The organism is Brevundimonas lutea (assembly GCF_003704105.1).
GTDB lineage: Bacteria > Pseudomonadota > Alphaproteobacteria > Caulobacterales > Caulobacteraceae > Brevundimonas > Brevundimonas lutea.
This window is the reverse complement of the sequence record NZ_QUOQ01000002.1, coordinates 219,141-243,494: the sequence shown is the minus strand read 5'-3', so window position 1 is coordinate 243,494 and position 24,354 is coordinate 219,141. Positions and strand designations below refer to the sequence as shown.

At 69.7% G+C, this 24,354-nt stretch carries 28 protein-coding genes and 1 other annotated feature; of the genes, 15 read left to right on the top strand and 13 right to left on the bottom strand.

The genetic code is table 11. The features are described 5' to 3' along the window. Positions 1 to 76 precede the first annotated feature (76 nt). Complete coding sequence (gene purE / locus EES48_RS01290) at positions 77 to 568, top strand: 5-(carboxyamino)imidazole ribonucleotide mutase (RefSeq protein ID WP_122464574.1); 492 nt, start codon at positions 77 to 79, stop codon at positions 566 to 568. Then, on the top strand, positions 569 to 1,642 hold the full coding sequence (locus EES48_RS01285) for a 5-(carboxyamino)imidazole ribonucleotide synthase (protein ID WP_122464573.1): 1,074 nt from the start codon (positions 569 to 571) through the stop codon (positions 1,640 to 1,642). It begins immediately after the preceding gene. 6 nt (positions 1,643 to 1,648) lie between these two features. On the opposite strand, the gene EES48_RS01280 is transcribed toward EES48_RS01285, so the two are convergent. From EES48_RS01280 to argB, 5 genes are all read right to left on the bottom strand, one after another. After that, complete coding sequence (locus tag EES48_RS01280) at positions 1,649 to 3,673, bottom strand: RyR domain-containing protein (protein ID WP_162997949.1); 2,025 nt, start codon at positions 3,671 to 3,673, stop codon at positions 1,649 to 1,651. Further along, positions 3,670 to 4,518 (bottom strand): toll/interleukin-1 receptor domain-containing protein, encoded by an 849-nt coding sequence (locus EES48_RS01275; RefSeq protein WP_122464571.1) that lies wholly within the window; start codon positions 4,516 to 4,518, stop codon positions 3,670 to 3,672. Before EES48_RS01275 ends, EES48_RS01280 begins: the two co-directional genes overlap by 4 nt. 85 nt (positions 4,519 to 4,603) lie before the next feature. Next, entirely contained in the window at positions 4,604 to 5,464 is an 861-nt protein-coding gene (dapD, locus tag EES48_RS01270; RefSeq protein WP_122464570.1) for a 2,3,4,5-tetrahydropyridine-2,6-dicarboxylate N-succinyltransferase, read from the bottom strand. Beyond that, the gene (locus EES48_RS01265) at positions 5,461 to 6,303 is read right to left on the bottom strand and encodes a pyrimidine 5'-nucleotidase (protein ID WP_338067360.1); all 843 of its coding nucleotides are present in this window, start codon (positions 6,301 to 6,303) and stop codon (positions 5,461 to 5,463) included. The genes dapD and EES48_RS01265 overlap by 4 nt, the downstream gene beginning before the upstream one ends. Next, positions 6,300 to 7,223, bottom strand: a complete 924-nt coding sequence (gene argB, locus EES48_RS01260) for an acetylglutamate kinase (protein WP_122464568.1) — start codon at positions 7,221 to 7,223, stop codon at positions 6,300 to 6,302. Before argB ends, EES48_RS01265 begins: the two co-directional genes overlap by 4 nt. A 73-nt stretch (positions 7,224 to 7,296) precedes the next feature. Here argB and EES48_RS01255 point away from each other — a divergent pair, with 73 nt between their 5' ends. Beyond that, on the top strand, positions 7,297 to 7,482 hold the full coding sequence (locus EES48_RS01255; protein WP_122464567.1) for a hypothetical protein: 186 nt from the start codon (positions 7,297 to 7,299) through the stop codon (positions 7,480 to 7,482). A gap of 7 nt (positions 7,483 to 7,489) precedes the next feature. Here the strand turns inward: EES48_RS01255 and EES48_RS01250 are convergent, their stop codons facing one another. Continuing rightward, on the bottom strand, positions 7,490 to 7,726 hold the full coding sequence (locus EES48_RS01250) for a zinc-finger domain-containing protein (RefSeq protein WP_122464566.1): 237 nt from the start codon (positions 7,724 to 7,726) through the stop codon (positions 7,490 to 7,492). Between the two features lie 85 nt (positions 7,727 to 7,811). Here EES48_RS01250 and EES48_RS01245 point away from each other — a divergent pair, with 85 nt between their 5' ends. The 7 genes from EES48_RS01245 to EES48_RS01215 all read left to right on the top strand — a co-directional run bounded on the left by EES48_RS01245 (position 7,812) and on the right by EES48_RS01215 (position 13,095). Continuing rightward, complete coding sequence (locus EES48_RS01245; RefSeq protein ID WP_122464565.1) at positions 7,812 to 8,786, top strand: ABC transporter ATP-binding protein; 975 nt, start codon at positions 7,812 to 7,814, stop codon at positions 8,784 to 8,786. Between the two features lie 91 nt (positions 8,787 to 8,877). Beyond that, positions 8,878 to 10,014, top strand: a complete 1,137-nt coding sequence (locus EES48_RS01240) for a homogentisate 1,2-dioxygenase (RefSeq protein WP_122464564.1) — start codon at positions 8,878 to 8,880, stop codon at positions 10,012 to 10,014. Continuing rightward, positions 10,011 to 10,481: a methyltransferase family protein gene (locus tag EES48_RS01235; protein ID WP_122464563.1), complete on the top strand. Its 471-nt coding sequence runs from the start codon at positions 10,011 to 10,013 to the stop codon at positions 10,479 to 10,481. The genes EES48_RS01240 and EES48_RS01235 overlap by 4 nt, the downstream gene beginning before the upstream one ends. Next, entirely contained in the window at positions 10,472 to 10,738 is a 267-nt protein-coding gene (locus EES48_RS01230; RefSeq protein WP_122464562.1) for a hypothetical protein, read from the top strand. The genes EES48_RS01235 and EES48_RS01230 overlap by 10 nt, the downstream gene beginning before the upstream one ends. A gap of 51 nt (positions 10,739 to 10,789) precedes the next feature. Beyond that, positions 10,790 to 11,857 carry a helix-turn-helix domain-containing protein gene (locus EES48_RS01225; protein WP_122464561.1) on the top strand — a complete coding sequence of 356 codons (1,068 nt, stop codon included), beginning with the start codon at positions 10,790 to 10,792 and terminating at the stop codon, positions 11,855 to 11,857. A 66-nt stretch (positions 11,858 to 11,923) separates the two neighbouring features. After that, entirely contained in the window at positions 11,924 to 12,265 is a 342-nt protein-coding gene (gene fdxA, locus EES48_RS01220) for a ferredoxin FdxA (RefSeq protein WP_122464560.1), read from the top strand. Between the two features lie 293 nt (positions 12,266 to 12,558). Further along, complete coding sequence (locus EES48_RS01215) at positions 12,559 to 13,095, top strand: CarD family transcriptional regulator (RefSeq protein WP_122464559.1); 537 nt, start codon at positions 12,559 to 12,561, stop codon at positions 13,093 to 13,095. A gap of 66 nt (positions 13,096 to 13,161) precedes the next feature. Here EES48_RS01215 and EES48_RS01210 read toward each other — a convergent pair whose 3' ends face one another. Both EES48_RS01210 and EES48_RS01205 read right to left on the bottom strand, forming a co-directional pair. Continuing rightward, on the bottom strand, positions 13,162 to 14,292 hold the full coding sequence (locus tag EES48_RS01210; RefSeq protein WP_122464558.1) for a hypothetical protein: 1,131 nt from the start codon (positions 14,290 to 14,292) through the stop codon (positions 13,162 to 13,164). Beyond that, entirely contained in the window at positions 14,289 to 14,588 is a 300-nt protein-coding gene (locus EES48_RS01205; RefSeq protein ID WP_122464557.1) for a PadR family transcriptional regulator, read from the bottom strand. Before EES48_RS01205 ends, EES48_RS01210 begins: the two co-directional genes overlap by 4 nt. Before the next feature lie 100 nt (positions 14,589 to 14,688). Here EES48_RS01205 and EES48_RS01200 point away from each other — a divergent pair, with 100 nt between their 5' ends. Both EES48_RS01200 and EES48_RS01195 read left to right on the top strand, forming a co-directional pair. Further along, positions 14,689 to 15,042: a DUF2200 domain-containing protein gene (locus EES48_RS01200; RefSeq protein ID WP_122464556.1), complete on the top strand. Its 354-nt coding sequence runs from the start codon at positions 14,689 to 14,691 to the stop codon at positions 15,040 to 15,042. A gap of 50 nt (positions 15,043 to 15,092) precedes the next feature. Continuing rightward, positions 15,093 to 15,157, top strand: a sequence feature (sul1 is cis-regulatory element that is thought to sense ions involved in sulfur or methionine metabolism; They are found in Alphaproteobacteria). A gap of 66 nt (positions 15,158 to 15,223) precedes the next feature. Next, positions 15,224 to 16,708 carry a SulP family inorganic anion transporter gene (locus tag EES48_RS01195; protein WP_122464555.1) on the top strand — a complete coding sequence of 495 codons (1,485 nt, stop codon included), beginning with the start codon at positions 15,224 to 15,226 and terminating at the stop codon, positions 16,706 to 16,708. Between the two features lie 7 nt (positions 16,709 to 16,715). On the opposite strand, the gene EES48_RS01190 is transcribed toward EES48_RS01195, so the two are convergent. The 5 genes from EES48_RS01190 to rlmH form a co-directional block, all read right to left on the bottom strand. Continuing rightward, positions 16,716 to 17,255, bottom strand: coding sequence for a GNAT family N-acetyltransferase (locus EES48_RS01190; protein ID WP_122464554.1), 540 nt, complete (start codon positions 17,253 to 17,255; stop codon positions 16,716 to 16,718). Further along, positions 17,252 to 17,788 carry an RNA 2',3'-cyclic phosphodiesterase gene (gene thpR / locus EES48_RS01185; RefSeq protein WP_122464553.1) on the bottom strand — a complete coding sequence of 179 codons (537 nt, stop codon included), beginning with the start codon at positions 17,786 to 17,788 and terminating at the stop codon, positions 17,252 to 17,254. Before thpR ends, EES48_RS01190 begins: the two co-directional genes overlap by 4 nt. Positions 17,789 to 17,796: 8 nt before the next feature. Next, positions 17,797 to 19,212 carry a S41 family peptidase gene (locus EES48_RS01180; RefSeq protein ID WP_122464552.1) on the bottom strand — a complete coding sequence of 472 codons (1,416 nt, stop codon included), beginning with the start codon at positions 19,210 to 19,212 and terminating at the stop codon, positions 17,797 to 17,799. A gap of 123 nt (positions 19,213 to 19,335) precedes the next feature. Then, positions 19,336 to 20,418 (bottom strand): murein hydrolase activator EnvC family protein, encoded by a 1,083-nt coding sequence (locus EES48_RS01175; RefSeq protein ID WP_122464551.1) that lies wholly within the window; start codon positions 20,416 to 20,418, stop codon positions 19,336 to 19,338. Then, a complete protein-coding gene (gene rlmH, locus EES48_RS01170) occupies positions 20,418 to 20,882 on the bottom strand; it encodes a 23S rRNA (pseudouridine(1915)-N(3))-methyltransferase RlmH (protein WP_122464550.1) in 465 nt (154 codons plus the stop codon). The genes EES48_RS01175 and rlmH overlap by 1 nt, the downstream gene beginning before the upstream one ends. Before the next feature lie 151 nt (positions 20,883 to 21,033). On the opposite strand from rlmH, the gene EES48_RS01165 reads away from it, so the two are divergent. The 3 genes from EES48_RS01165 to EES48_RS01155 all read left to right on the top strand — a co-directional run bounded on the left by EES48_RS01165 (position 21,034) and on the right by EES48_RS01155 (position 24,350). Next, the gene (locus EES48_RS01165) at positions 21,034 to 21,303 is read left to right on the top strand and encodes a hypothetical protein (protein WP_122464549.1); all 270 of its coding nucleotides are present in this window, start codon (positions 21,034 to 21,036) and stop codon (positions 21,301 to 21,303) included. A gap of 159 nt (positions 21,304 to 21,462) precedes the next feature. After that, positions 21,463 to 23,541 carry a S9 family peptidase gene (locus tag EES48_RS01160; RefSeq protein ID WP_122464548.1) on the top strand — a complete coding sequence of 693 codons (2,079 nt, stop codon included), beginning with the start codon at positions 21,463 to 21,465 and terminating at the stop codon, positions 23,539 to 23,541. A gap of 68 nt (positions 23,542 to 23,609) precedes the next feature. After that, the gene (locus tag EES48_RS01155; protein ID WP_122464547.1) at positions 23,610 to 24,350 is read left to right on the top strand and encodes a lysozyme inhibitor LprI family protein; all 741 of its coding nucleotides are present in this window, start codon (positions 23,610 to 23,612) and stop codon (positions 24,348 to 24,350) included. The last annotated feature ends 4 nt before the right edge of the window (positions 24,351 to 24,354 follow it).

Below are 24,354 nucleotides of genomic sequence, written 5' to 3'. Positions count from 1 at the left end.
CGATGATAGGGCCGCCGGTTGCGGGCGCAACGCCGCGCGTGTAGTCCCGCGCTTTCCCGCGCAGAGAGGGGCGCGCATGGCCCACGCCAACCCACCCGTCGCCATCGTCATGGGTAGTCGCTCGGACTGGCCCACGATGAAGCACGCGGCCGACGCGCTGGACCGGCTGGGCGTGGCCTGGGAGGCCCGGGTGGTCTCGGCGCACCGCACGCCCAAGCGGCTGTGGGACTTCGCCCACGGCGCAGCCGAGGCGGGGTTCAAGGTGATCATCGCCGGAGCGGGCGGCGCGGCCCATCTGCCGGGCATGGTGGCCTCCATGACGCCGCTGCCGGTGCTGGGCGTGCCGGTCCAGTCAAAGGCGCTGAGCGGGCTCGACAGCCTGTTGTCGATCGTCCAGATGCCCGGCGGCGTGCCGGTCGCGACCCTGGCCATCGGCGAGGCGGGAGCCAAGAACGCGGGCATCCTGGCCGGCCAGATCCTGGCGCTGAACGATCCGGAGTTGCTTGGACGCCTCAAGGCCTTCATCGAGGCCCAGGCCGAGGCGGTCCACGAGACGGTCGAGGACTGAGTGACGGCGGCGCTTCCCCCCGGCTCGACCCTCGGCGTCCTGGGCGGCGGCCAGCTGGGCCGGATGCTGGCCCAGGCGGCGGCGCGGCTGGGCTTCGACACCGTCATCCTGGACCCTCAGCCGAACAGCCCTGCGGGCCGGGTGGCGCGCGAGCAGATCGTCGCCGCCTATGATGACGCCGACGCCCTCGATCGACTGGGCGCCCTGGCCGACGCCGTCACCTTCGAGTTCGAGAATGTGCCCGCCGCCTCGGTCGAGCGTCTGACCCGTGCGGGCGCCCGCGTCGCGCCCGGCCCGCGCGCCCTCGCCGTGGCCCAGGACCGGCTGGAAGAGAAGACCTTCCTGAACGGCGTCGGCGCGACCACGGTCGCCTTCGCCGCCGTGGAAGACCGCGTCTCCCTCGATGAGGCCATCGCGCGGCTGGGCCTGCCGGCCGTGCTCAAGACCCGGCGCGAGGGCTATGACGGCAAGGGTCAGGTCTGGATCCGCGAGCCGGCTGACGCGGAGACCGCGCTCGGCGCGATGGCTGGCCGCGCCGCCATCCTGGAGGCCCGGGCCGACTTCACGCGCGAGCTTTCGATCATCTGCGCCCGTTCCTGGAGCGGCGAGATCGCCGTCTATCCGCTGGGCCAGAACGTTCATGCGAACGGCGTCCTGGCCACCACCGTCGCCCCCGCCGAGATCGACGCCGCGACCGAGGCCCGCGCCCGCAAGATCGCCACGGCCATCCTGGACGGGCTCGATTATGTCGGGGTCATGGGGGTGGAGCTGTTCCAGCTTTCGGATGGGACGCTTCTGGTCAACGAGATCGCGCCGCGCGTGCACAACACCGGCCACTGGACCCAGGACGGCTGTCTCTGCGACCAGTTCGAACAGCATGTCCGCGCCGTCATGGGCTGGCCGCTGGGCCCGACCGAAGCGCGGGCTAAGGTAGAGATGACCAATCTGCTGGGCCCGGCCGTTCAGGACTGGGCGACGCTTGCCGCCGATCCCGGCGTACGGCTGCATCTCTACGGCAAGGGCGAGGCGCGTCCTGGCCGCAAGATGGGCCACCTGAACCGAATCATCGACTGAACGCCCTCAGTCGGAGGCCGCGACCACCTGATCCGCGCCCTCGATCAGCGCCATGGCCGCCGGGCGGACATCCGGGCTCAAGGCTTCAAGGCGGCTCGGGACGGGCTCATCGAGTTCGATGCGCCAGATGACGTCCGGCCGGAGCCGACGCGCCGTCTCCAGGGCGCGAACCTGATCGTCGGTGTCCAGGCCGGAGATGATGCGGGGCGGGCCCTCGGTCGCCGACGCCAGACGGGCCGCAATCGCTTCGGCGTCGGCCGAGTCCAGGCGAAGAGAGTCGAACGCCGACACCGCCACCCCCTCCTGGGCCAACAGCGCGACCATGTCGCCGACCACTGCCCGATCCTTGGCCTTGGCCGCCTCGCTCAGCGTATCGTAGGGCACGAGGTCGGGGTGGCGTTTGCGGGCGTTGTCGCGGACCGCGGCGTGACGCCAGCCGATCAGCTCCGCGCTGGCCGCCCAGCGCCGATGCTCGGTCCGGGCCGCCCGCTCAATCGCGGCGTCGGTCAGGGTCGGCGGCGCGCCGGCGCCCGGCCGCGTGGTCCAGCCCAGGGACGCGAGGCGAAGTGGGATGTAGTCGGCCTGGTCCCGGTTGGCCTGGCGATAGGCTTGTCCGAGGCGCGGCCAGGGCCGCTGGCTGGGCTGGGTCGGGCCGCCGGCGGGGAGCCGGCTGATATACCCGTCGTGGATGGCGCGGGCCCGGCGGTCCAGGCGCGCGCCGGTCAGGGCCTCCAGGTTGCGGGCCTCGTCGCCTCCGAAGCTTGAGATGCGGGTAAGGTCGACATCGGGGATGGGCAGGGCGGACAGCTGGCGGGTCAGGTCGTGCGGGCCATGCCGCCGCAGACGGATCGGCGGGGCCAGACGGCCCAGTCGGGCCCAGCCGCGCCGTAGCGCCACCGCCATCAGCACGCTGGTCGGGTCATCGGACAGGCAGACGAAGACGATGTTGGCCTCGCCCAGAGGGCCGGCCAGCAGGCGATCAATCTCGCCCTCATCGCCCGGGTCCAGATCGCCTTCCTGGAAGGCGATGGTCTCCAGCGGCGCGGGGCGGCCGTGGCGTTCCCGAAAGGCCCGGCCCTGACGCGCGGCCTGGCGATCGACGACCACGATCTGGGGCGGCTGGTCGGCGACGATGGCGGCGCGGGCCAGCTGCAGGGCCAGCGCCTCGCCCGTGGCGCCGAAGCCCAGGATGGCGGCGCGCACCGGCTCGCCGCGCTCCACATCGACCGAGCGATGGAGCGGCTCACGGGCCAGCAGGTCCCTGACCCTCGCTTCGGCGGGCGAGGCGATGTGCAGGGCCACGCCGGGCAACACGTCCTGGCCGCGATAAACCTGATCGACCAGGGCCCTCAGGTCGGGATCGGCCAGGGCGCAGACCACGTCGATGGGCTCCAGCTCGGTCGACCGGTCTCGCGCCGCCTCGGCCACGGCCAGGGCGGCGGCCATGCCGGCCCGGTCGTCACTCTCCAGGATCAGGGCGGCCCGGGCGCGCAGCACGCCGGCGCGGCGCCAGGTTTCCGGATCGGCGCTGTCGCCCACCAGCACCGCGCCCCGCCCGGCCGACAGAGTGGCGGCCTCGGCCTCGTCTCCCGCCAGAATGACGCCGTCCTCGGCCGATTCGCCCTTGCGGCGCCGCATCAGCGCGGTGGTGTGATCGGTCGCGCCGGTCAGGATCAGGTGCCCCCGCTTCATGCCGACGGAGGCGGCGCCGATCGGTCGGCGGATCTTGCGGACCAGGGCCGTGGCGCCGAACCACAGGAACAGGGCCGGCATGGCGAAGCGCGCCACGTTCAGGGTCCAGGGGATGTCGTCGCCCGCCGCGGATCGGACGTCCGTGGGGAACTGCGCGAACAGCAGCTGGACCGTGCGGAACAGGCATTCGATATAGGCCTCGGGCGTCGCCGGCCGATAGATTTCGACGAAGCCCAGAAACCCGAGCACGCAGGTCGCGGCGCCCAGCACGGTCTTCAGCAGGGTGGCCTTCTGGCCTCCCAGATTGACGACGGTCCAGCGCAGCGAGGTCGGCGTCACGGGCACTTGGCCATGACGAGGCGCACCTCCGAGCGGCGGTCCTGGATCACCAACTGGGTCGGCTCGGGCCGCAGCTCGACGACATTGCCGCGGTCCTCCTCGGGCGTAAGGGCCTCGGTGAGCACGAGGCCGTCGGTCACGCTGATGACGCGACCTTCGTACCGGGTGTCGCTGCCCTGGGAGACCACGCGGATCTGCTCGGCCGACGGATCGCGCACCACGCTGTAGGTGTAGACCGAGTCCGCGCAGGTCGGCGTGCCCCAGCGCCCTTCCAGGGCGGCCAGGGTGATGTCTTCCGCGCTCGGTTCAGGGGTCGTTTCGGGGGTCGGACGCGTGGCGAACCAGACCCCGACGGCGACGACGGCCAGGAGGGCGACACCGCCGCCGATCAGCATGGGCAGGGGCGGCGTGCGGGATTTCGGCGCGGCCATGCCGACGCCGGCTTCCGCCTCGCGTCCCTCCAGCGTCGCCCGGACCCCCGCGATCACCGCCTTGATCCGGGGGTCGTCGGCGCGGCCGGTCCAGCCTGTCAGATCGATGCCCTGGCGCTCGCCGAAGAACATCGGCGGTTCGCACGGCTCAATGAAGGTCTGGACCAGCTGATTCTTGCCGCGCGCCTTGCGGGCCTCGGCCTTGACGTTCTCGGACGCCACCGCGGCCTTGGACCAGCACACCACCAGGCAGCGGGCCAGGCCGTGCTCCTTTTCGATGGTCTCTTCCCACGGGGCGCCGGTGGGGATGTCTCGATCCCACCAGACCGTCAGCCCGTCGCCGCGCAACGCCTTGACCAGCCGCGCGACCGCCGGCTCGTCCTCGCGCTTGTAGGATACGAAGACGTCCGCCAAGCCGCTCTCTCCCCCGGCCCCCCTGGGCCCTCCTCATGTGAAGCGGATTTCGCCGTTCCGCGCCAGAGGCTGGGCTCCGGGAGGACTAGTCCCGAAGCAGTTCGTTCACGCCGGTCTTGGCGCGGGTTTGGGCGTCCACGCGCTTGACGATGACGGCGCAGTAGAGCGACGGCCCCCCGTTCGGGCCGGGCAGGGCGCCGGGGACGACGACGCTGTAGGCCGGAACCTCGCCGCGGAACACCTCGCCGGTGGCGCGGTCGACGATCCGGGTCGAGGCCGACAGATAGACGCCCATGGCCAGGACGGCGCCCTCGCGCACGATCACGCCCTCGGCCACCTCGGCGCGGGCGCCGATGAAGCAGCCGTCCTCGATGATGGTCGGATTGGCCTGCAGCGGCTCCAGAACGCCGCCGATGCCGGCGCCGCCCGACAGGTGCACGTTCTTGCCGATCTGGGCGCAGCTGCCGACCGTGGCCCAGGCGTCGACCATGGAGCCCTCATCGACATAGGCGCCGATGTTCACGAAGCTGGGCATCAGCACGACGTTCCTGCCGATGAAGGCGCCCTGGCGCGCCACCGCGCCCGGCACGGCGCGGAAACCGGCCTTTTCGAACTCGGCGTCGGTCCAGCGCGACCACTTGCCGGGCACCTTGTCCCAGTAGGGACCAGGGGTCGGGTCACTGAGCCCCATGAAGACATCGACCGGCCCCGCCATACGAACATTGGGGTTCAGCCGGAAGGACAGCAGCACCGCCTTCTTCAGCCATTGACGCGTGGTCCACACGCCGTCCTCACCGCGTGAGGCGACACGGGCCTCGCCGGAATCGAGCAGCGCCAGCGCGGTCTCCACCGCCTCCCGGACCTCGCCTTTCGTGGCGGTCGAGATGTCCGCGCGCGCCTCCCAGGCCTGTTCGATGACGGTTTCCAGCTGGGCGCGGTCGGTCATGCGGCGTCTCCCTTGAGCACGGCGGTGGCGAGGAAGGGGGCCAGCGCGAGCGCCCGGTGATCGACGAACGCCGCCTCGGAGTCCAGCGCCCTGGGGCCGACCAGAACCGTGGTCATGCCCAGCGCCTTGGCCGGGTCGAGATTGCGCTCGGTGTCCTCGAAGAAGGCGGTGTGGACCGGGTCCAGAGCGAAGCGGTCCAGCATGCGGGAGAAGGTGTCGGGGTGGGGCTTGGGCCGCATGTCGGCGTCCTCGATGGCGAACAGGCCGTCGAACAGGTCGCGCACGCCCAACTGCTCGGCCACCCGCTCGCCGTGGCGGATCGAGCCGTTGGTGAAGATGTAGCGGGGGCCTTCCAGCCGCTCCAGCGCCGCGCGCAGACCTTCGGTCGGCTCCAGGTCGTCCAGCGCCACGTCGTGGACGTCATGCAGAAAATCGGCGACGTCGATCTCGTAATCGGCCATCAGCCCGCCCAGGGCCGCGCCGTGGTCAGCCAGATACTTCAGCTGCAGCGCCCGCGCCTCGTCCTCCGGCAGGCCGGTCAGGCGGATCATGTAGTCGCGGATGCGGCCCGAAACGCGCTTCAGGATTTGCCGCTCCGGCGGATAGAGGGTGTCGTCCAGATCGAACAGCCAGGTGCGGACGTGGCTGAGGTCGGCGCCGAGTTCGGTGGCCGGCTCTCCCTCCCCTTCGGGGGAGGGCAGTCGCTGCGAAGCGGCGACGGGTGGGGAGGGCCGATGACCGCGAGCGCCGGCGCCTGAAGATTCTGGAGCGTCCCCACCCGGTCGCTCTGCGACCACCCTCCCCTGTGGGGGAGGGAGACGGCCTTCGCTGTCCATCATGCCTTCACCAGGGTGCCGGCGCCGTGCTCGGTGAACAGCTCGACCAGCATGGCGTGGGGACGGCGGCCGTCCAGGATGACCACCGCCTCGACGCCTTCGCGCACGGCCGCGACGGCGGTCTGGAGCTTGGGGATCATGCCGCCGGTGGCCGTGCCGTCGACGATCAGCGCCTCGGCGTCCGCGACCGTCATCTGGCGGATGATCTGGCCGTCCTTGCCCTTCACCCCCGCCACGTCGGTCAGCAGCAGCATGCGCTTGGCCTTCAGCGATCCGGCCATCGCCCCCGCCACCGTATCAGCGTTGACGTTGAAGGTGCGGCCGTCCTCGGCCACCCCGATGGGGGCGATCACCGGCACCCAGTCGGCGTCGGATTCGATCAGGCGGACCACCAGCTTGGGATCGACCTTGGTGGGCTCGCCGACGAAGCCCAGATCGACCTCGTGCTCGATCAGGCTGTCGGGATCGCGCTTGGTGCGGCGCGTCTTCTCAACCGTCAGCAGACCGGCGTCCTTGCCCGACAGGCCGACGCCGCGCACATCGGCCTCCTTGCCGGCCACCGAGATCCAGTGGGCGATCTCCTTGTTGACCGCGCCCGACAGGACCATTTCGGCGATCTGCATGGTGTCGCCGTCGGTCACCCTCAGGCCGTCGACGAAGTCCGACCGCACCCCGGCCTTGTCCAGCATGGCGCTGATCTGGGGACCACCGCCGTGGACCACCACGGGGTTCACGCCCATCAGCTTCAGCAGCACTACATCGGCGGCGAACTGGCGGGCCACCGCCTCCTCGCCCATGGCGTGACCGCCGTATTTGATGACTACGGTCTCGCGGTCATAGACCTGGATATAGGGCAGGGCCTCGGCCAGGGTCTTGGCGGTGCCCCAGGCGCGTTCCTCGGATTGGCGTTCGGTCTCGTCCATGATGCGGCCCGCCTAACGGATCGCCCCGGCCCTGTCATCCGAAACCCTTTGCGAGGCGGCTCGTTCAGCCCCCATGCGCGAACATGAGATCGACGATCACGGCCTGACCCCCAGCGATCCCGCCGACCCGTCGGCCCCCAGCGGCATCGACCCGAGTCAGTGTCCCGAATGCCAGGGCCTCGGAACCCTGCCGGACGGCGAGACCTGCCCGGTGTGCGACGGCACGGGACAGGCCACGGCGCGCACCGGCGGGGGCTGAAGTCGGCTTAGTGCGCCTCGCCGTGGCGCGGCGCGGGATCGAGATACTCGCTCTCGGCGCGCTCATGGGCGCTCAGCACGAAGCGGCGGTCGCAATAGCCGCACTCGACGAAGTCGTCCTCGCCCATGTCCATATAGACCAGCGGATGGCCCAGGACGCCGCCGCCGTCGCAGGCGACCCGCTTGGTGGAGACGACGATCTCCTCGGGCGGCGGGACGAGGACGTCGGGGTGGCGCGGCGGCATGGCGTTCGGGCTCGGCACTTGGCGAAGGAGAGGTCGGCGCATACCTATGCCGCGCCCCGTCCAGCGTCAAAGCCGAAAGAGCCGCATGCCCGAAGCCGAAGCCCTGCCCGACAACGCCATCTCGGTCAGGGGGCTGAAGAAGACCTACGCCGGCTCCAAGAAGGCGCCGCCCAAGACGGCGCTGCACGGCATCGATCTGGACATACCGCGTGGCTCGATGTTCGGCCTGCTGGGGCCCAACGGGGCGGGCAAGTCGACCCTGATCAATATCCTCGCGGGGGTGGTCAACAAGTCCGAGGGCGTGGTCCAGATCTGGGGCCGCGACATCGATCATCGGCCCCGCGACGCCCGTGCGGCGCTGGGCGTGGTGCCCCAGGAAATCACCGCCGACGTCTTCTTCACGCCACGCGAGGCGCTGGAGGTTCAGGCCGGCTTCTATGGCGTTCCGGCCGACGAGCGACGTTCGGATGAACTGCTGGCCGCCCTGGGTCTGTCGGACAAGGCCAACGCCTATGTCCGGGCGCTTTCCGGCGGCATGAAACGGCGGCTGATGGTGGCCAAGGCCCTGGTCCACAATCCGCCCATCCTGATCCTGGACGAGCCCACCGCCGGGGTGGACGTCGAGCTGCGCCGCCAGCTGTGGGAATACGTCCGGCGCATCAATGCCGAGGGCGTCACCATCGTCCTGACCACCCACTATCTGGAGGAGGCTCAGGAGCTGTGCGACACCATCGCCATCGTCAACCACGGCGAAGTCATCGCCTGCGAGCCGACCGGCCAGCTGCTGCGTCGGCTGGACACCCGCAATGTGGTGGTCACGCCGGAGCACGACCTGACCGCGCCGCCGGTTCTGGAGGGGTTCGAGGTGAAACCGCGCGCCAACGGGGCCTTCTCCGTGACCTACCGCTCCGGCCAGTCCAGCGTGGAGCAGGTGCTGGCCGCCGTGCGCGCCGCCGGGGTGACCATCCGCGACATCACCACCGAGGATCCGGACCTGGAGGACGTCTTCCTGGCCATGACCTATGGCGACAAGACCCGGGCCGATCCGACGAAGGACTGACGGGTCGCGCCCGGCGATCCGCATGGTATGACGAGCCAAACGCGGCCACGGGCGTTCAGTCCGGGTCGAAGCGGATCAGGAGAGGCGCATCATGGGCGGCAACAAGAACTGGATTCCGGTCCGGGGCGCGCAGGGCGTCCATTCGCGCCAGGCCCACGCCGACCTGCCGGCCGGCACCTATGAGCGGGAAATCTCCAAGGAGGGCTTCTTCGGTCCGGCCGCCTTCCTCTACCACCCCAATCCGCCGACGGGCTGGTCCAGCTTCGAGGGGCCGCTGCGCCCGCGCGCCTTTGACCTCAACGGTCTGAACGAGGCGGCGGGCTCGCCCTGGAACGCGCCCAAGGTGCTCCACAACAAGTCGGTCGAAGTGCGTTTCTGGAAGCTGTCCGGCGTCATGCCCGACCTGGCGCGCAACGCCGACGGCGACCAGCTCCTGTTCGTCCACTCGGGCCAGGGCGACCTGTTCTGCGACTACGGCCGACTGCGGTTCGAGGCGGGCGACTATCTCTATCTGCCGCGTGGGACCATGTGGCGGCTGGCCCCGGAGGGGCAGGCGGCGATCCTGATGATCGAGGCCACCAACGGCCACTACACCCTGCCGGACCGGGGGCTGCTGGGCCCCCACGCCATCTTCGACCCCTCGATTCTGAAGACGCCTGAGATGGACGAGGCCTTCAAGGACCATCAGGCCGAGAGCGGCGAGTATCCGGTCAGGATCAAGAAGCGCGGCGAGGTCTCGACCGTCACCTTCCCGTTCAACCCGCTGGACGCCGTCGGCTGGCACGGCGAACTGGCGCCGGTGAAGCTGAACGTGCGCGACATCCGCCCCGTGGCCAGCGCCCGCTATCACCTGCCGCCCAGCGCCCACACTACCTTCCTGGCCGACCGCTTCGTGGTCTGCACCTTCGCGCCCCGTCCGTTCGAGACCGATCCGGGCGCGATCAAGATCCCGTTCTTCCACAACAACGACGATTTCGACGAGGTGCTGTTCTACCACGCCGGCGACTTCTTCAGCCGCGACAACATCGACGCCGGGATGATGACCTTCCACCCCTCTGGCTTCACCCACGGGCCGCACCCCAAGGCGCTGAAGAACATGCTGGTCCAGACCAAGGAAGCCACGGACGAATACGCAGTGATGATCGACACCCGCGATCCGCTGGACGTCGGCGATGGCGCCGCCTCTGTCGAGAACCACGCCTATGTCGACAGCTGGAAGGCGCGGTGACGAAGACCGACACGCCGGGCGTCATCGCCCCGCCGCCGCTGATCTATCTTGGTTTCCTGCTGGTTGGCTGGGGGACCGAGGCCCTGTTCCGCGACGTCACCTTCGGCCTGGAGGGCGATCGCCACAGATACCTTGGGTTGCCGCTGCTGATTGCCGGTTTCCTGATCGAGGGCGAGGCGACCATGCGCTTTCGCCGGTCCGGCACGGCGGTCGAACCCTGGAAGCCCTCGACACGGTTGGTCACAAACGGCCTCTACCGGTTCAGCCGCAACCCCATCTATGTCGGCATGGCGGTGCTGTACGGCGGGCTCGCCCTCATTCTGGACTCTCCGCTCGCCCTCGCGCTGCTTATCCCCTGCCTGTTCGTGATCGATCGCGGGGTGATTGCGCGCGAGGAGCCGTATCTCGAGGCCCGTTTCGGCCAGGACTATCGCGACTATCGCTCTCGGGTGCGCCGATGGCTGTGAGCGAGGACGAGCTGCGGGCGCTGGCCGAGGAGGAGCTCGCCGCGGCCTGTTCGCTCAGCTTCGCCGAGCTGTCCCGGATCACGCCTTGGGGCGACAGCCATCGCGGTTTCTCGCCCTCCGGCGTCGAGGTTGAGTTCGAGCGGCGCTATCTGTGGGCCGACCAGCCGGACGGTATCCTGGTCGAGGTCGAGGTGCGCTGTCCGCCCGACAATCCCACCACCGGCGCCGAGGCCCGGCGCATCGTGCGCAAGGGCTGATCGGCGCACATCCCCATCGCGATTCAGTCGGCGCTGGGGTAGACAGCGGCGGTGACCTTCACGGCCGACGAGCACGACTTCGACCCGCTGCGCGACTGCCCGTCGCTGGGCGAGGCCCTGCGCGCCGCGCGGCAGTCGTCCGGCCGCTCGCTTGAGCAGCTCTCGGCCACGACCAAGGTCCATGTCCGCTATCTGACGGCTTTGGAATACGGCGATTACGGCCTGCTGCCGTCGCGGGTGTTCGCCCTGGGTTACCTGCGCGCCTACGCCCAAGCCCTGGGGCTGGATGAACACGCCGCCGCACAGCGATTTCGCCGCGAGGCGCCCGATGACGGCGCCAAGCTCAGGGGCCCGGTCGGCGTCGCCCACGACGAGATTCGCACGCGCGCTCCCCTGGTGATCGGCGGTGTCGCCGTCCTGCTGGTGGCGGTGATCGGGTGGAACATCTTTCAGCGGGTGGTGCGTATCGCACCGCCTCATCCCTCAGAGATCGCCGTGGCGCCCAAGGAGTGGGCCGAGACGCCGGGGCTCGATCAGACCGGCCTGACTTTGGGGGCCCCGACCCCCGCGCCGGAAGAACAGACCGTACCCCAGCTCTATGTGACGCCCGGACTTGAGGCCCAGCTTCTGGGCATCGATCCGGAGGACGCCGCCCTGGCCGCCGTCGCCGCCGCGAACGCGCCGCCGGTCCAGGCCGCGTTCAATCCGCGCGGGCCGGTGCATGGCGCGGGAGCCGCCGAGTCGGACGTGATCCTGCAGGCCGACCGAGCCTCGGTGCTGGTCATCCGCATCGGCGACCGGGTGCTGTTCGCGCGCCAGATGGCTGAAGGTGAGAGCTGGCGCGCGCCGCGCGGCCTGGCCGCCACCATCGACGCCGCCGACCCTCAGGCCTTCAGCATCTATCTGAATGGCGAGCACGCCGGCCGCTTGGCCGCCGCCGAAACGCCGCTGCAAAGGCTCAACGCCCAAGCCGCCTCGGCACAGCAACAGGCCGCCGCCGTCCAGGCCGCCCGCGCCGAAGCCCTGCGCGCGGAGGCCCTGAAACTGGAAGCCCAACGCGCCCTGGCCGCCCGCCAGGCCGCCGAGGCATCGCCGCCCGCGGCGCCCGCGCCCGGTTGACAGGATCGCGCCGCGCGGCCATCTGCCCGGCCTCCCTCCCGCGCAACTGGCCCGCCGTCCGCCTCCATGACCTATATCGTCACCGACGCCTGCGTGCGCTGCAAGTTCATGGACTGCGTCGAGGTGTGTCCGGTCGACTGCTTCTATGAGGGCGAGAACTTCCTGGTCATCGCGCCGGACGAATGCATCGACTGCGGCGTGTGCGAGCCCGAATGCCCCGTCGACGCCATCAAGCCGGACACCGAGGACGAGCCCGACGGCAAGTGGCTGCAGGTCAACGCCGAGTACGCCAAGGTCTGGCCCAACATCACGGTCAAGGGCGCGCCGCCCGCCGACGCCGAGGCGTTCGAGCGCGAGACCGGCAAGTTCGAGAAGTATTTCTCGGAAAAGCCCGGCAAGGGCTCCTGACCCCCGAAACCACCGTTATCGGGTCGGGCGCTGCGCCAGCGTGGCCGCCGGGGTCAAGGACGTTTTGAAATTTCGCAAAAATGTGGTAGGTTCTCCACATTGGGTCGGGCGGTCTGCGAATTCCTCGCGCCGCCCGCTGTTGTGAATGAATCCCGCCTCAGAAGCGGGGTCGACCAGAGGTTGGGTGTTCCGTTTCCGCTGATGATCCCGCCGTTTCGCTCCGACACCTCCTCGTCGGCGCGCGATGACGTGACCCCGCGGTCCAGCGCCTTCCCGGTCGGGAAAGGAACGATATGACGAGCAAGAGCGGTCTGGAGTTCAAGGTCGGCGACGCGGTCGTCTATCCGGCGCACGGAGTCGGCAAGGTGGCGGCGGTCGAGACGCAGGAAGTCGCCGGCATGAGCCTGGAAGTTTATGTCGTGACCTTCGACCACGAGAAGATGACCCTGCGCGTTCCGACCAAGAAGGCCAAGACCGCCGGCCTGCGCTCGCTGGCCGCCGAGGATGTGGTGACCAAGGCCCTGACCACGCTGAAGGGCCGCGCCCGTATCAAGCGCACCATGTGGTCGCGTCGGGCCCAGGAATACGAAGCCAAGATCAACTCCGGCGACCTGATCTCGATCGCCGAGGTGGTCCGCGACCTGTTCCGCGCGGACAGCCAGCCCGAACAGTCCTATTCCGAGCGCCAGCTCTACGAATCGGCGCTGGACCGCATGGCCCGCGAAGTCGCCGCCGCCAACAAGATCGACAAGGACGCCGCCGTGGCCCTGCTGGCCAAGTCGCTGGCCGCCAAGAAGCCGGTCAATCCCCCGGCCGCCGAAGCGGCCTGATCGCGGCGACAGCGTTAAGACTTCGAAAGGCCCGGGAGCAATCCCGGGCCTTTTGTCCGTCCGGTCTCAGGGCGTCGTCACGAGCAAGAGACCCGATGTCCCTTCTGGCCGCGGGACGTCGTGGTCAGCGACATTGCACAGTGATCGATCCTGGCGCGGAAAGGCGATCAGGCTGAGAAAATAGCCGATAATAGCGCTGCCGCCGTATCCGACCAGGGGCGTCGGATAGTTGCCCAGGGCGGCGGCCACGATCAAGCCGACCCAGACGGCGCCGAACACCACCCGCGTATCCTGATCCCGCCCCGTACCGAGCGCGGGCAGGACCAGCAGGCCCGCGCCGAGCAGGACCGCCACTCCGGCGGCGGGGTTCTGGAAGCTGGTGAAGAGGATCTGATCCACGAACGGCATCGCCGGTGACGCATCGGGCCGGACCAGCGTCACCGCGAACCCCGCCGCGGCCGCCACCGCCGCCAGGCGCGTCAGGCCGGACGGCCGCACTAGGGCCAGAGCCATCATTCCCGCCGCGACGGCCCCGGCGGTCCCGCGATCCGGCTGAAACGCCAAGGCCATGGCGACGACCGCAATCCCCATCAGGCTCCATGGTCCGGGCGACCGCGCGAACAGCACCGCCGCCAGCGGAGCGATGATCAGGCCCGGCTGTATCGCCAGCGGGCCGATGGACACCCATCGGGTGACCCCGTCGGCCGCGATTCCCCACTGACTGACCGCAAGAAGCGACACGCCCAGGGCGAGACTCAGCGGCCCCGCACCCAGGTGACCGCGTTTCAGGGCCAGGGCGACGAAGGCCACGGCCAGGACGCCGAACACGGCGGCTCCGGCGTTGATCAGCAGATAGGCGGGCGGGGCGTCGCTCATGGCCATATAGATCAGGCCCAGGATCACCGCCGCCAGACCGCAAAGGCCTGCGAACGCGCGAGGCGCAAAGAGGGGCGGTCGGGTCATGGCGCGGGCATCCTCCGAAAGGCCGATCGCGCGATGACGGCTCGGCGCGGCGACACCCGCCGCCTCCCGCAGCGCCCACCCGACGAACGCCACGGCGAACAGCCAGGACTGCGTCGTGGGCCCGGTGGTCCGAAGCTCCGCCTCGGCCGCCTCACCCCAGCGGGCAAGGTCCGGTGGCAGCCAGCTCCGCGCCAGACGCACGAGCAGAAGGGGCACGCGATGGATCAGGCTCATGCGAGACGCCCCGAAGGCTCGGCCGCGCCCTGCGGCGCGGGGTTTTCCGCGGCCAGGCGGCGTCCGGCGACCGTCAGACGATAGACGTGCCGAGACGGGCGGCCCGGCGTTTCGGGCGGCCGCCACTCGGCGTCCAGATAGCCCTGAGCCTCCAGCCGCGCCAGAAGCGGATAGAGCGTGCCCGACAGGATGCCCGCCTCGCGGCACAGGTCATAGCCGTGCCGCCAGCCGCCCGTAACCGCCAGGGCGGCGAGCAGGCGACGCGCCTGAGGCGACAGGGATCGGGACCGAACCATGCCTCATAACTCTACATAAATAGATTTGAGTCAAGCCCAGCTTCATGCGTCATGCCGCCGATCCTGATATCGTCCGACGACCTCAATCGGGCGAGCGACAATGGCCGGCAAGCACCGCATCTACACCACCAGCGTGGCCAGCGTTCACGTCCACTACGTCGCCAAGGCGGAGAAGAAGGGGCGCACGCGAGCTGAGGTGGACCAGATCATCCGCTGGCTGACCGCCTACAGCCAGGCCGAGCTGGAGGCGCGGCTGGCCGACAGGACCGACTTCGAGACCTTCTTCGCCCAGGCCCCGGCGATGAACCCGGCGCGCGAGCGGATCACCGGGGTGATCTGCGGCATCCGGGTGGAGGAGGTCGAAGACCCGCTGATGCGCGAAATCCGCTATCTCGACAAGCTGGTTGACGAACTGGCCCGGGGCAAGGCGATGGAGAAGATCCTCAGGGCGTGACCCCGCCCGCCTTGCGCGACCGGCTCAAAGCTGGCACACGCCCGCCGCAACAAGGACCCGCGTCCGGCGACGGACCAGCGGGTGGCTATCCCGGCCGCCGATCCGCCGGGAAACCGACAGGCCCAGACTGATGTCCACCCCGGCGAGGCGCCGGCGGGCCTGACCTGATTGTGTAATTCTCATGCTCGTCTTTGAATCCGCGCGCCAGCAATGGCTGGCGAACCCGCGCCGCGACCTGTTGGCCGGCACGGTCGTTGCCTTGGCCCTGATCCCCGAGGCCATCGCCTTCTCCATCATCGCCGGCGTCGATCCGGCCGTCGGCCTCTACGCCAGCTTCGTCATCGCCGTGACCATCGCCTTCGTCGGCGGCCGCCCGGCCATGATCTCGGCGGCTACGGGCGCGATGGCGCTGCTGATGATCACCCTGGTCCGCGATCACGGGCTTGAGTACCTGTTCGCGGCCTCGATCCTGACCGGCGTCTTCCAGATCATCGTCGGCCTGTTGAAGCTGGGCCGATACATCAAGTTCGTGTCCCGCTCGGTGATGACGGGCTTCGTCAACTCCCTGGCGATCCTGATCTTCATGGCCCAGCTGCCCGAGCTGATCGGCGCCAACTGGCAGACCTACGCCTTGGTCGCAGCCGGCCTGGCGATCATCTACGGCCTGCCGCGCCTGACCCGGGCGGTGCCCTCGGCCCTGGTGGCCATCGTGCTGATCAGCGGCTTTGTTATGTGGAGCGGGCTGGATGTGCGCACCGTCGGCGACATGGGCGAGATGCCCTCCACCCTGCCGATGTTCCACATCCCCATGGTCCCCCTGACCTGGGAGACCCTGGCCATCATCGGGCCGGTGGCGGCGACCCTGGCCTTTGTCGGTCTTCTGGAGAGCCTGCTGACCGCCAACCTTTTGGACGACATCACCGACACGCCGTCGGACAAGGACCGTGAAACCCGCGGTCAGGGCATCGCCAATGTCGCCGCCGGCTTCTTCGGCGGCATGGCCGGCTGCGCCATGATCGGCCAGTCGATCATCAATGTGACCAGCGGCGCGCGGGGCCGTCTGTCGACCCTGTGGGCCGGTCTGTTCCTGCTGTTCCTGATCCTGGTCCTCCAGGACTGGGTGGCGATGATCCCGATGGCCGCTCTGGTGGCGGTGATGATCATGGTGTCGGTCGGCACCTTTGATTGGGGCTCGGTGATGAAGCTGCGCTCCACGCCGTTCCAGTCGTCGGTGGTGATGTTGGCCACCACGATCACGGTGGTGCTGACCCACGACCTGTCCAAGGGGGTGATGCTGGGCGTGCTGCTGTCGGCCATCTTCTTCATGCGCAAGGTCGGCAAGACCATCGTGGTCGAGCGGATCGAGGTCCCGGAGCCCGGCCGCCTGAAGTACCGCGTCACCGGCAATCTGTTCTTCGCCTCGGCCGACGTCTTCGCCGCCAGCTTCGAGCATCACGGCCACCCGACCCATGTCGAGATCGATATGTCCCAGGCGCATCTGTGGGACCTGACCGGCGTCGCCGCCGTCGACAAGGTGGTGTTCCGCTATCGCCGCCAGGGCGCCGATGTGATCGTCACCGGCATGAGCGCGGCGGCCCACACCCTGGTCACCCGCGTCGGCCGCCACGACAAGGAGCATCTGCCCGGCGAGGCGGTCGCGCATTGAGGCGTGGTCAGCGCGTCCGTCCCCGCCACTGCTCCCGCGTCTGGCCCCAGATGTTGACGGCGATGTCCTCATAGGGGGCGGGCATGCGGCCCGGGCCGCGGTTGGTCGAGCCGAGGCGTTCGGCGACCCTTTCCGAGGGGTGGTTGTCTGGGGCGATGCAGTGGATGACCTCGTCCCAGCCCAGCACGTCGAAGGCATAGTCGAGCGCGGCGGCGGCCCCTTCGACCGCATAGCCCTTGCCCCAGGCGTCGCGGTGCAGGCCCCAGCCGACCTCGGGGCCCGGCCAGCCCTCGGGGCGCCACGGACCCAGACGGCCGACCCACAGGCCCGAGCTCTTCTCGATCACCGACAGCATCCCCACCCCGGTCAGATGCCAGGCCCCGGCCACGCTCATCATGCCGCGCCAGGCGGTGGACGGGGGTGTCGGGCCGCCCAGAAATCGCGTGCTCTCCGCATCGGCCATGAACTCCGCCCAGCGGGAGAAGTCCTCGATCTGAATCGGCCGCAGGATCAGGCGTTCGGTCTCGATCGAAAATCCGGCGCTCACAGGGGATAGCTCCGCTCCAGCTGATAGGCGGACCCCTGCCCGCCCAGGGTGCTGGAATACAGGCCGAAGCGGTCGATGCGGAAGGGCGGAGAAGCCAGCAGATTATGGCCCGTCACCCAGGCGCCCACTCGGGCCGGATCAGCCTGGGGCTTCAGATAGGCCAGGGTAACGTGGGGGCGATAGTCGCGGCGTGGCAACTCGATGCCGGCGCGCCGCCCGGCCGAGGCGCAGCGCCCGGCCAGGATGGTGAGCGGCTCGCTGTCCGCCACGCCCGCCCAGATCGCCCGCGTGCGCCAGTCGTCGCCGAACGCCCCGACGCCCTTCAGGCTGAGTTCGAACGGCGCCCCGCGCACCCGCGCTAGCTCGGCGTCGAGATCATCGGCCACCGGCTCCGTCACCTCGCCATAGAAGGCTAGGGTGATGTGCAGCGCCTCGCCCGGCCGCCAGCGCGCGCCCGGCAGCCCCTGCTGCCGCCGCGCCAGGGTCTCGCCGATATCCGGCGGGATCTCCAGAGCGGTGAACAGGCGGATCATCGAGGCCCCTATTCGTCCTCGTTCTGAGGCGTCGGCTCCGGCAATTCGGTGGTGGGAGGTTCGCCCGCCTCGCCGGCTTCGGCGTCCGGATCCTCGGGCGGAGTGTCGGAGCCGACCAGCACGATGTCGGGCGCCGCCGCGATCCGGTCGACTTCGCCGCCGGCCCGCAGCAGGTCCAGCGCGCGCTTCAGCTGATAGTCGTCCTCCTCCGGCCAGGCGTCGGTCGGCGATTCATAGGGCACGTGGGCGCCCTTGCGCTCGGCGCCGATCGAGGAATCCAGCGCGGTGGCGTAGGCGTCCTCGGAATAGATGAAGCTGGAGCGCGACACGATGCGCGCCTCGGCGGCGTTCCGCGCCACCTCCAGGTCCGGCTCGATGCCGATCTTCTGAATCGAGGCGCCGGACGGGGTGTAGTAGCGCGCCGTGGTGATCGACAGCGCCCCGTCCTCGCCGCCGCGCATGGGAATGACGGTCTGCACCGAGCCCTTGCCGAAGCTGGTCAGGCCGACGATCGTCGCCCGTTCGTGATCCTTCAGGGCGCCGGCCACGATCTCCGAAGCCGAGGCCGAGCCGTAATTGATTAGCACCACCACCGGCGCGCCGTCCGTCAGGTCGCCGGGCTTGGCGGTCCAGCGCTCGATCTGGTCCGGGCGGCGGCCCCGCTGGCTGACCACCTCGCCGCGCTCCAGAAACGCGTCCGAAACACCAATGGCCGCGCTCAGGAGACCTCCGCCGTTGTTGCGAAGATCGACCACCCAACCGGCGATGTCAGGGTTCTCGGCCTTCAGTCGCGCGATCTCGGTTTCCAGCTCGCGCACGGTGTTCTGATTGAAGGTGGCGATGCGGAGATAGCCGAAGCCCTCCTCCATACGGGCCCGCACGGAATCGACCTTGATCACCTCGCGCGTCAGAACGACTTCGCGCGGCTCCTCGCCGTCGCGCAGGAAGGTCACGGTGATCGATGTGCCCATGGCTCCGCGCAGCTTCTCCGACACCTGGCTGACGCTGAGGCCCGAGGCGCTCTGGCCCTCGATGGCGGAGATGACGTCGCCGGCCTGGACCCCGGCGCGCGCGGCCGGGCCCTCGTCCATCGGCGAGATGACCTTGACCAGCCCACCCTCGGACGTGATCTCCAGCCCCACGCCGGAATACTGGCCCTCGGTGCGCTCGCTGAGGTCGCCGAAGTCGTCGGGCGACAGATAGTTGGAGTGCGGATCCAGCGCGGTCATCATGCCGTCCAGCGCCGCCTCGATCAGCTTCTGGTTATCGACCTCGACCACATAGGCCTGTTCGACCACCGCCAGGACGTCGCCGAACAGCTCCAGCATGCGGAAGGTCTCGCCGCGAGGCGTCTGGCTGGCCACGGCCGCGGCGCTGCCGCCGAGAGCCAGGGCGGCGCAGCCGATCATGAGCAGTTTGCGCATTCAGGAACCTTCAGCGGGCTGGGGAGGTCGGTCTAGGGTCGATGGCGGGCGGAACCAAGGCGACCCGACGCCGCCCCCATAAAATCAGGGTGATCGCCCGGCGTCGAGATGCGGCGGAGTCGGTCAGTCGAGGAACGGCGCCGGATTCACGGGTCGATCCTCCCGCCGCAGTTCGAGATACAGGTCGCCGCCCTCACCGCGCGGCATTTCGCCGACGCTCTGACCCTCGGTCACGCGCTGGCCCTCGGCCACGGTTCGCACCTCCATGCCGGCCAGCACCAGTCGCCAACCGGGCCCGAGGTCCAGGATCACCACCTCGCCCCAGCCGGTCAGAGATCCCGAGAACGCCACGGTCGCCGGCGCGGGGGCGGCGACCTCCGCGCGGGCCGAGGGCCGCCAGATCCAGCCGGGCGAGGCCTGCGAGAACCGCTGCACCGGAGCGCCGCCGACCGGCGCGGCCAGCCGCTCACGCCCGCCGGGCAGAAGGGCGATGGCCGGACGCGGCTCAGGCGCGGCGTCGTCAATGCGGCCGCCCAATGCCCTAATGCGGTCCTCCAGCGTGCTGGCCGCGCGGTCGGCGCGGTCGGCCTGGGCGTCGAGCGAGGCGGCCAGGGACGCGCGGCGGGCACGCAGGGATTCGATTTCGGCGCGGCGGTTCAGCCGGTCGCTCTCGGCGGTGAAGAGGGCCTCGCTCTGCAGCGCCGCCTCGCGCCGCAGTCGCCCGATCTCCGCCTGGCGATCCGCCAGGCTGCGCGCCCTTCGCTGGACCTGGGGCGTGACGGCGCGGATCAGGATGGAGGCGCGCACCGTATCGATGGCGTCGTCCGCCGGGATCAGCAGCGGCGGCGGCGGATCACGGCTCATCAACTGGAGGGCGGAGAGCAGCCGGCCCAGCACGGCCGCCTCGTCGGCGCGCTCGCGGGCCAGCAGACGTTCCCGGCGGCCCAGTTCATTCAACCGCGCGCGCTGGCCTGCGATGCGGTCGTTCTCGACGTCGGCGGCTCCGGACAGACGCGACAGCCGGGCGTCCAGCGCCACCATCTCGCGCTCGGCCTCGGCCGCCTGACGACGCAGGGTCAGGGCGCGCGCCCGCTCGTCACCGCGTTCGGCCTGCAGCCGGTCCAGCTCCTGCGCCGAGCGCTGGCCGACCGCCGGCGCCGCCAACGTCAGCAGGGTCAGACCCAGAATCGCGGAAAGCGCTCTCATCAGTCGCGATGATAGGGCGAGCCGGCCAGAATGGTCATGGCGCGATAGACCTGTTCGGCCAGCATCGCCCGGGCCAGGGCGTGCGGCCAGGTCTGGGGCCCGAAGGCCAGGGTCGAGCGCGCCGCCGCCCGCACCGCCGGGTCCAGCCCGTCCGCTCCGCCGATGGCGAAGACCAGCCGGCGCTCGCCCTGATCGCGCAGCCCGGCGATCATGCCCGCGAAATCGCGCGATCCATAGGCCCGGCCGCGCTCGTCGCAGGCGATCAGATGCGCGCCCTCGGCCGCGGCCAGGATCAGTTCGGCCTCGGCCGCCATGCCGGCCTTCTTCGGCTCCAGATCGATCAGCTCGACCGGCCCGAGCCCCAGCGCCCGCCCCGCGAGGCCCGCGCGCCGCGCATAGTCGTCGGCCAGAATCGTTTCGGGTCCGCGACCTGGTTTTCCGATGGCGATGATGCCGACCCTCATGCCCCAGCCATGCCGTTCACCGCCCGACGACGCAAGCGGACGCCCGCCACGGCGGCGCTTGGCCGTAAAAACGTCGAAATCGAACACGGCCGCGTGAACCGATCGTGATCGGCGGCGTTATGCCGTCTCCACGAACCGAGGGGATACCTCCATGCGTAAGATCTTCATCGCCGCCGCCTCCGTTTTCGCCATGGCCGGCCTTGCCGCCTGCGGTGAGAGCGCCGCCGACGCGCAAGCCGAACAACAAGCCGACGCCCTGGAAGAGCAGGCCGCGGCCGCTCCGACCGAAGCCGAGGAAACCGCCCTCAACGCCGAGGCCGACCGCATCGAACAGGAAGCCGGCAACGCCGACGGTGGCATGACCACCGAGAACACGCCGAACACCTCGCCGAGCGCGAACGAAGCCAACCCGAACATGTAAGACGCTTGGCGGGGGTCATGACCCCGCCACACGAAAGCGTCCCGTAAAGGGTCGAAACCCCCGCCGGTCCGCCGGCGGGGGTTTTTCGTGGCCGCGCGGCGACTTGCATTCCCGGGCGGATGGGGGCTCTGTCGCGCTCGAACCGAACGAGGCTTTTCGATGCGCTTTCGACTTGTCGCCGGGCTGGCCGCCCTCTCCCTGTCCGTCGCCGCCACGCCCCTGATGGCGCAGGAGGCCCGGCCCTTCACCTATCAGGACCTGGTCGAACTGAACCGGGTGTCCGACCCGAAGGTGTCGCCGGACGGCGACAGCGTCTCCTACTCCGTGCGCGCCACCGACCTGGAGAACAATCGCGGCGTCACCACCCTGTGGCTCGCCAATCTGACGGGCGACGCCGAACCGCGACGGCTGGCTGTCTCCGACGAGGGCGCCTCCACCGGCCGTTGGGGACCGGACGGCAGCCTGTACTTCCTGTCTAACCGCTCGGGTTCGACCCAGGTGTGGAAGACGGACGTTGAGGGCGCGACCGCGACCCAGGTCACCGACCTGCCGCTGGACGTCCAGACCTTCCGCATCGCGCCGTCGGGCGACCGGCTGGCGGTGTCGCTGTCGGTCTATCCGGACTGCGAGGCCCTGGCCTGCACCGTCGAGCGCATGGCGGCCGCCGAGGACGAAGCATCGACCGGCCAGGTCTATGACAAGCTGTTCGTCCGCCACTGGGATACCTGGATGGACGGAACCCAGAACCACGTCTTCACCCTGCCCCTCGGCGCCGAGGGCGCGGTCGGGGAGCCGGTCTGGGTGTCTCAGGGCTTTGACGGCGACGTTCCGTCCAAACCCTTCGGCGGCGAGGAGGACTACGCCTTCTCCCCTGACGGCGACTGGGTGGTGTTCTCGGGGCGCACCGCCGGGACCACCGAGCCGTGGAGCACCAATTTCGACCTGTGGCGCGCTCCGGCCGAGGGCGGCGAACTGACCAATCTGACCGAGGCCAACGAAGCCTGGGACGCCGGGCCGGTGTTCTCGCCCGATGGTCGCACACTGGCCTATCGCGCCATGGCCCGCCCGGGGTTCGAGGCCGACCGCTGGCAGATCACCCTGATGGACGTCGACAGCGGCCAGACCCGCCAGATCGCCGCCAACTGGGATCGGTCTCCCGACAGCCTGTCGTGGTCAGAGGACGGCCGCACCCTCTACGCCACCGCCCAGGACATCGGCAAAACCAAGCTGTTCGCCATCGACGTGACCTCCGGCCAGGTCACGCCCATCACCGGCGAGGGCCACGTGTTCGGCGTCGAGACCACGCCTTCGGGCTTCGTCTTCGGCATGGACAGCATGGGCGCGCCGGCCGACCTCTATGTGAAGACCTATCGCGGCCGCGAGATGCCGCGCCGCATCACCGACCACAACGCCGACACCCTGCCCAACCTGGCCATGGGCGAATACGAGCAGTTCAGCTTCCCCGGCTGGAACGGCGAGACGGTGCACGGCTATGTCGTCAAGCCCGCCAACTTCGTCGAGGGCGAAGAGTATCCCGTCGCCTTCCTGATCCACGGCGGGCCGCAGGGGTCGTTCGGCGACGCCTGGTCCTATCGCTGGAACCCCCAGACCTATGCCGGCGCGGGTTATGCAGTGGTGATGATCGATTTCCACGGCTCGACCGGCTACGGCCAGGACTTCACCGATTCCATCACCCAGCACTGGGGCGACCGGCCGCTCGAGGACCTGCAGAAGGGCTGGGAATACGCCCAGCAGCAGTACGACTTCCTCGATGGGGACAACGCCTGCGCGCTCGGCGCCTCCTACGGCGGCTACATGGTCAGCTGGATCGCCGGCAAGTGGCCGAATGAATTCAAGTGCCTGGTCAACCACGACGGTGTGTTCGACACCCGCTTCATGGCGTTTTCGACCGAAGAGCTGTGGTTCACCGAGTGGGAGAACGGCGGCACGCCGTGGGAGCGGGGCACGACCTATGAGCGGTTCAACCCGATCAATGAGGTGGCCAACTGGCGCGCGCCCATGATGGTGGTCTCGGGCGGGCGCGACTATCGGGTGCCCACCGACCAGTCCATCGCCGCCTTCACCGCCGCCCAGCGGCAGGGAATCGAGAGCAAGTTCCTCTACTTCCCCGACGAGAACCACTGGGTGCTCAAGCCCGCCAACTCCCTGCACTGGCATGAGGAAGTCGAGGAATGGCTCGCTCGCTGGTTGAGACCTGAGGCGTCGGCGGCGAACTGAGTTAAGGTCGGCGGCGTTCAAGGGGCGGGCCGGATTCGGTCCGTTCGTTTCGATCCCGCCGAGGCGCCATGGCCAAGTTCAGTCCCGGAATGTTGCTGGCGCTCGGCCTGGGCGGCGCCATGGTGCTGACCGCCGCCGGGGTTCAGTGGTTCACCGGCGACGGCGAGCCCAATGGGCGCGCGGACGCGCCGGCGGCTCGCGACACCTCGACCGCCCCCTCCCCCGACGCCCTGCGTCCGGCCCTGCCCGATGGCGAGCGGGTCAAGATCGCCGTGGTCGATCCGGCCCCGCCGATGCGCATCCAGCCCGGCCCGCGCATGGAGGTCATGTCGGCGGTGGAAAATGGCTTCAAGGGCTTCGTCCGCCGCTCGCGCCAGACCCTGGCCCTGAACCGCGCCCCGCCCCCCATCGTCGATGCGCCGGCCGACGACGCCGGCGCCCTGATCAACGGACAGACGTTCGCCGAACTGTCGGCGGACCGCATGGCGGGCGCCGGCGCTTCGGAGTGGCGTGACGAAGCGCCCCGACCCCGCGTGCGCACCTGGTCGGCCACAGTGGTGACGGGCGACGATCCCTGCGATCGTCTCGGCTCGCGCGCCGATCGACTGGTGTGTCGCGAGCCGCGCCTGGCCGAGGCCGACGCCCGGATGCGTCAGGCCCTGGACCGCGCCGCCGAGGGTCCCGAGCGCGATGCGGTGCTGTCGGATCAATCCCGCTGGCTCGCGGCGCGCGAACGCGCCGCCCAGGACGGCCCGGGCGCCGTGGATCACATGTACGCCATCCGCCTGAGGGAACTGGAGGGCCGCTAGGCCC

Bases quoted from the DNA above. Each gene is read 5' to 3' on its own strand.
- purE (WP_122464574.1), top strand. From the start codon at position 77: ATGGCCCACGCCAACCCACCCGTCGCCATCGTCATGGGTAGTCGCTCG.
- dapD (WP_122464570.1), bottom strand. From the start codon at position 5,464: ATGACCGACCGCGCCCAGCTGGAAACCGTCATCGAACAGGCCTGGGAG.
- EES48_RS01265 (WP_338067360.1), bottom strand. From the start codon at position 6,303: ATGATGGACAGCGAAGGCCGTCTCCCTCCCCCACAGGGGAGGGTGGTC.
- argB (WP_122464568.1), bottom strand. From the start codon at position 7,223: ATGGACGAGACCGAACGCCAATCCGAGGAACGCGCCTGGGGCACCGCC.
- EES48_RS01255 (WP_122464567.1), top strand. From the start codon at position 7,297: ATGCGCGAACATGAGATCGACGATCACGGCCTGACCCCCAGCGATCCC.
- EES48_RS01250 (WP_122464566.1), bottom strand. From the start codon at position 7,726: ATGCCGCCGCGCCACCCCGACGTCCTCGTCCCGCCGCCCGAGGAGATC.
- EES48_RS01245 (WP_122464565.1), top strand. From the start codon at position 7,812: ATGCCCGAAGCCGAAGCCCTGCCCGACAACGCCATCTCGGTCAGGGGG.
- EES48_RS01240 (WP_122464564.1), top strand. From the start codon at position 8,878: ATGGGCGGCAACAAGAACTGGATTCCGGTCCGGGGCGCGCAGGGCGTC.
- EES48_RS01230 (WP_122464562.1), top strand. From the start codon at position 10,472: ATGGCTGTGAGCGAGGACGAGCTGCGGGCGCTGGCCGAGGAGGAGCTC.
- fdxA (WP_122464560.1), top strand. From the start codon at position 11,924: ATGACCTATATCGTCACCGACGCCTGCGTGCGCTGCAAGTTCATGGAC.
- EES48_RS01215 (WP_122464559.1), top strand. From the start codon at position 12,559: ATGACGAGCAAGAGCGGTCTGGAGTTCAAGGTCGGCGACGCGGTCGTC.
- EES48_RS01210 (WP_122464558.1), bottom strand. From the start codon at position 14,292: ATGAGCCTGATCCATCGCGTGCCCCTTCTGCTCGTGCGTCTGGCGCGG.
- EES48_RS01205 (WP_122464557.1), bottom strand. From the start codon at position 14,588: ATGGTTCGGTCCCGATCCCTGTCGCCTCAGGCGCGTCGCCTGCTCGCC.
- EES48_RS01200 (WP_122464556.1), top strand. From the start codon at position 14,689: ATGGCCGGCAAGCACCGCATCTACACCACCAGCGTGGCCAGCGTTCAC.
- EES48_RS01195 (WP_122464555.1), top strand. From the start codon at position 15,224: ATGCTCGTCTTTGAATCCGCGCGCCAGCAATGGCTGGCGAACCCGCGC.
- thpR (WP_122464553.1), bottom strand. From the start codon at position 17,788: ATGATCCGCCTGTTCACCGCTCTGGAGATCCCGCCGGATATCGGCGAG.
- EES48_RS01180 (WP_122464552.1), bottom strand. From the start codon at position 19,212: ATGCGCAAACTGCTCATGATCGGCTGCGCCGCCCTGGCTCTCGGCGGC.
- EES48_RS01175 (WP_122464551.1), bottom strand. From the start codon at position 20,418: ATGAGAGCGCTTTCCGCGATTCTGGGTCTGACCCTGCTGACGTTGGCG.
- rlmH (WP_122464550.1), bottom strand. From the start codon at position 20,882: ATGAGGGTCGGCATCATCGCCATCGGAAAACCAGGTCGCGGACCCGAA.
- EES48_RS01165 (WP_122464549.1), top strand. From the start codon at position 21,034: ATGCGTAAGATCTTCATCGCCGCCGCCTCCGTTTTCGCCATGGCCGGC.
- EES48_RS01160 (WP_122464548.1), top strand. From the start codon at position 21,463: ATGCGCTTTCGACTTGTCGCCGGGCTGGCCGCCCTCTCCCTGTCCGTC.
- EES48_RS01155 (WP_122464547.1), top strand. From the start codon at position 23,610: ATGGCCAAGTTCAGTCCCGGAATGTTGCTGGCGCTCGGCCTGGGCGGC.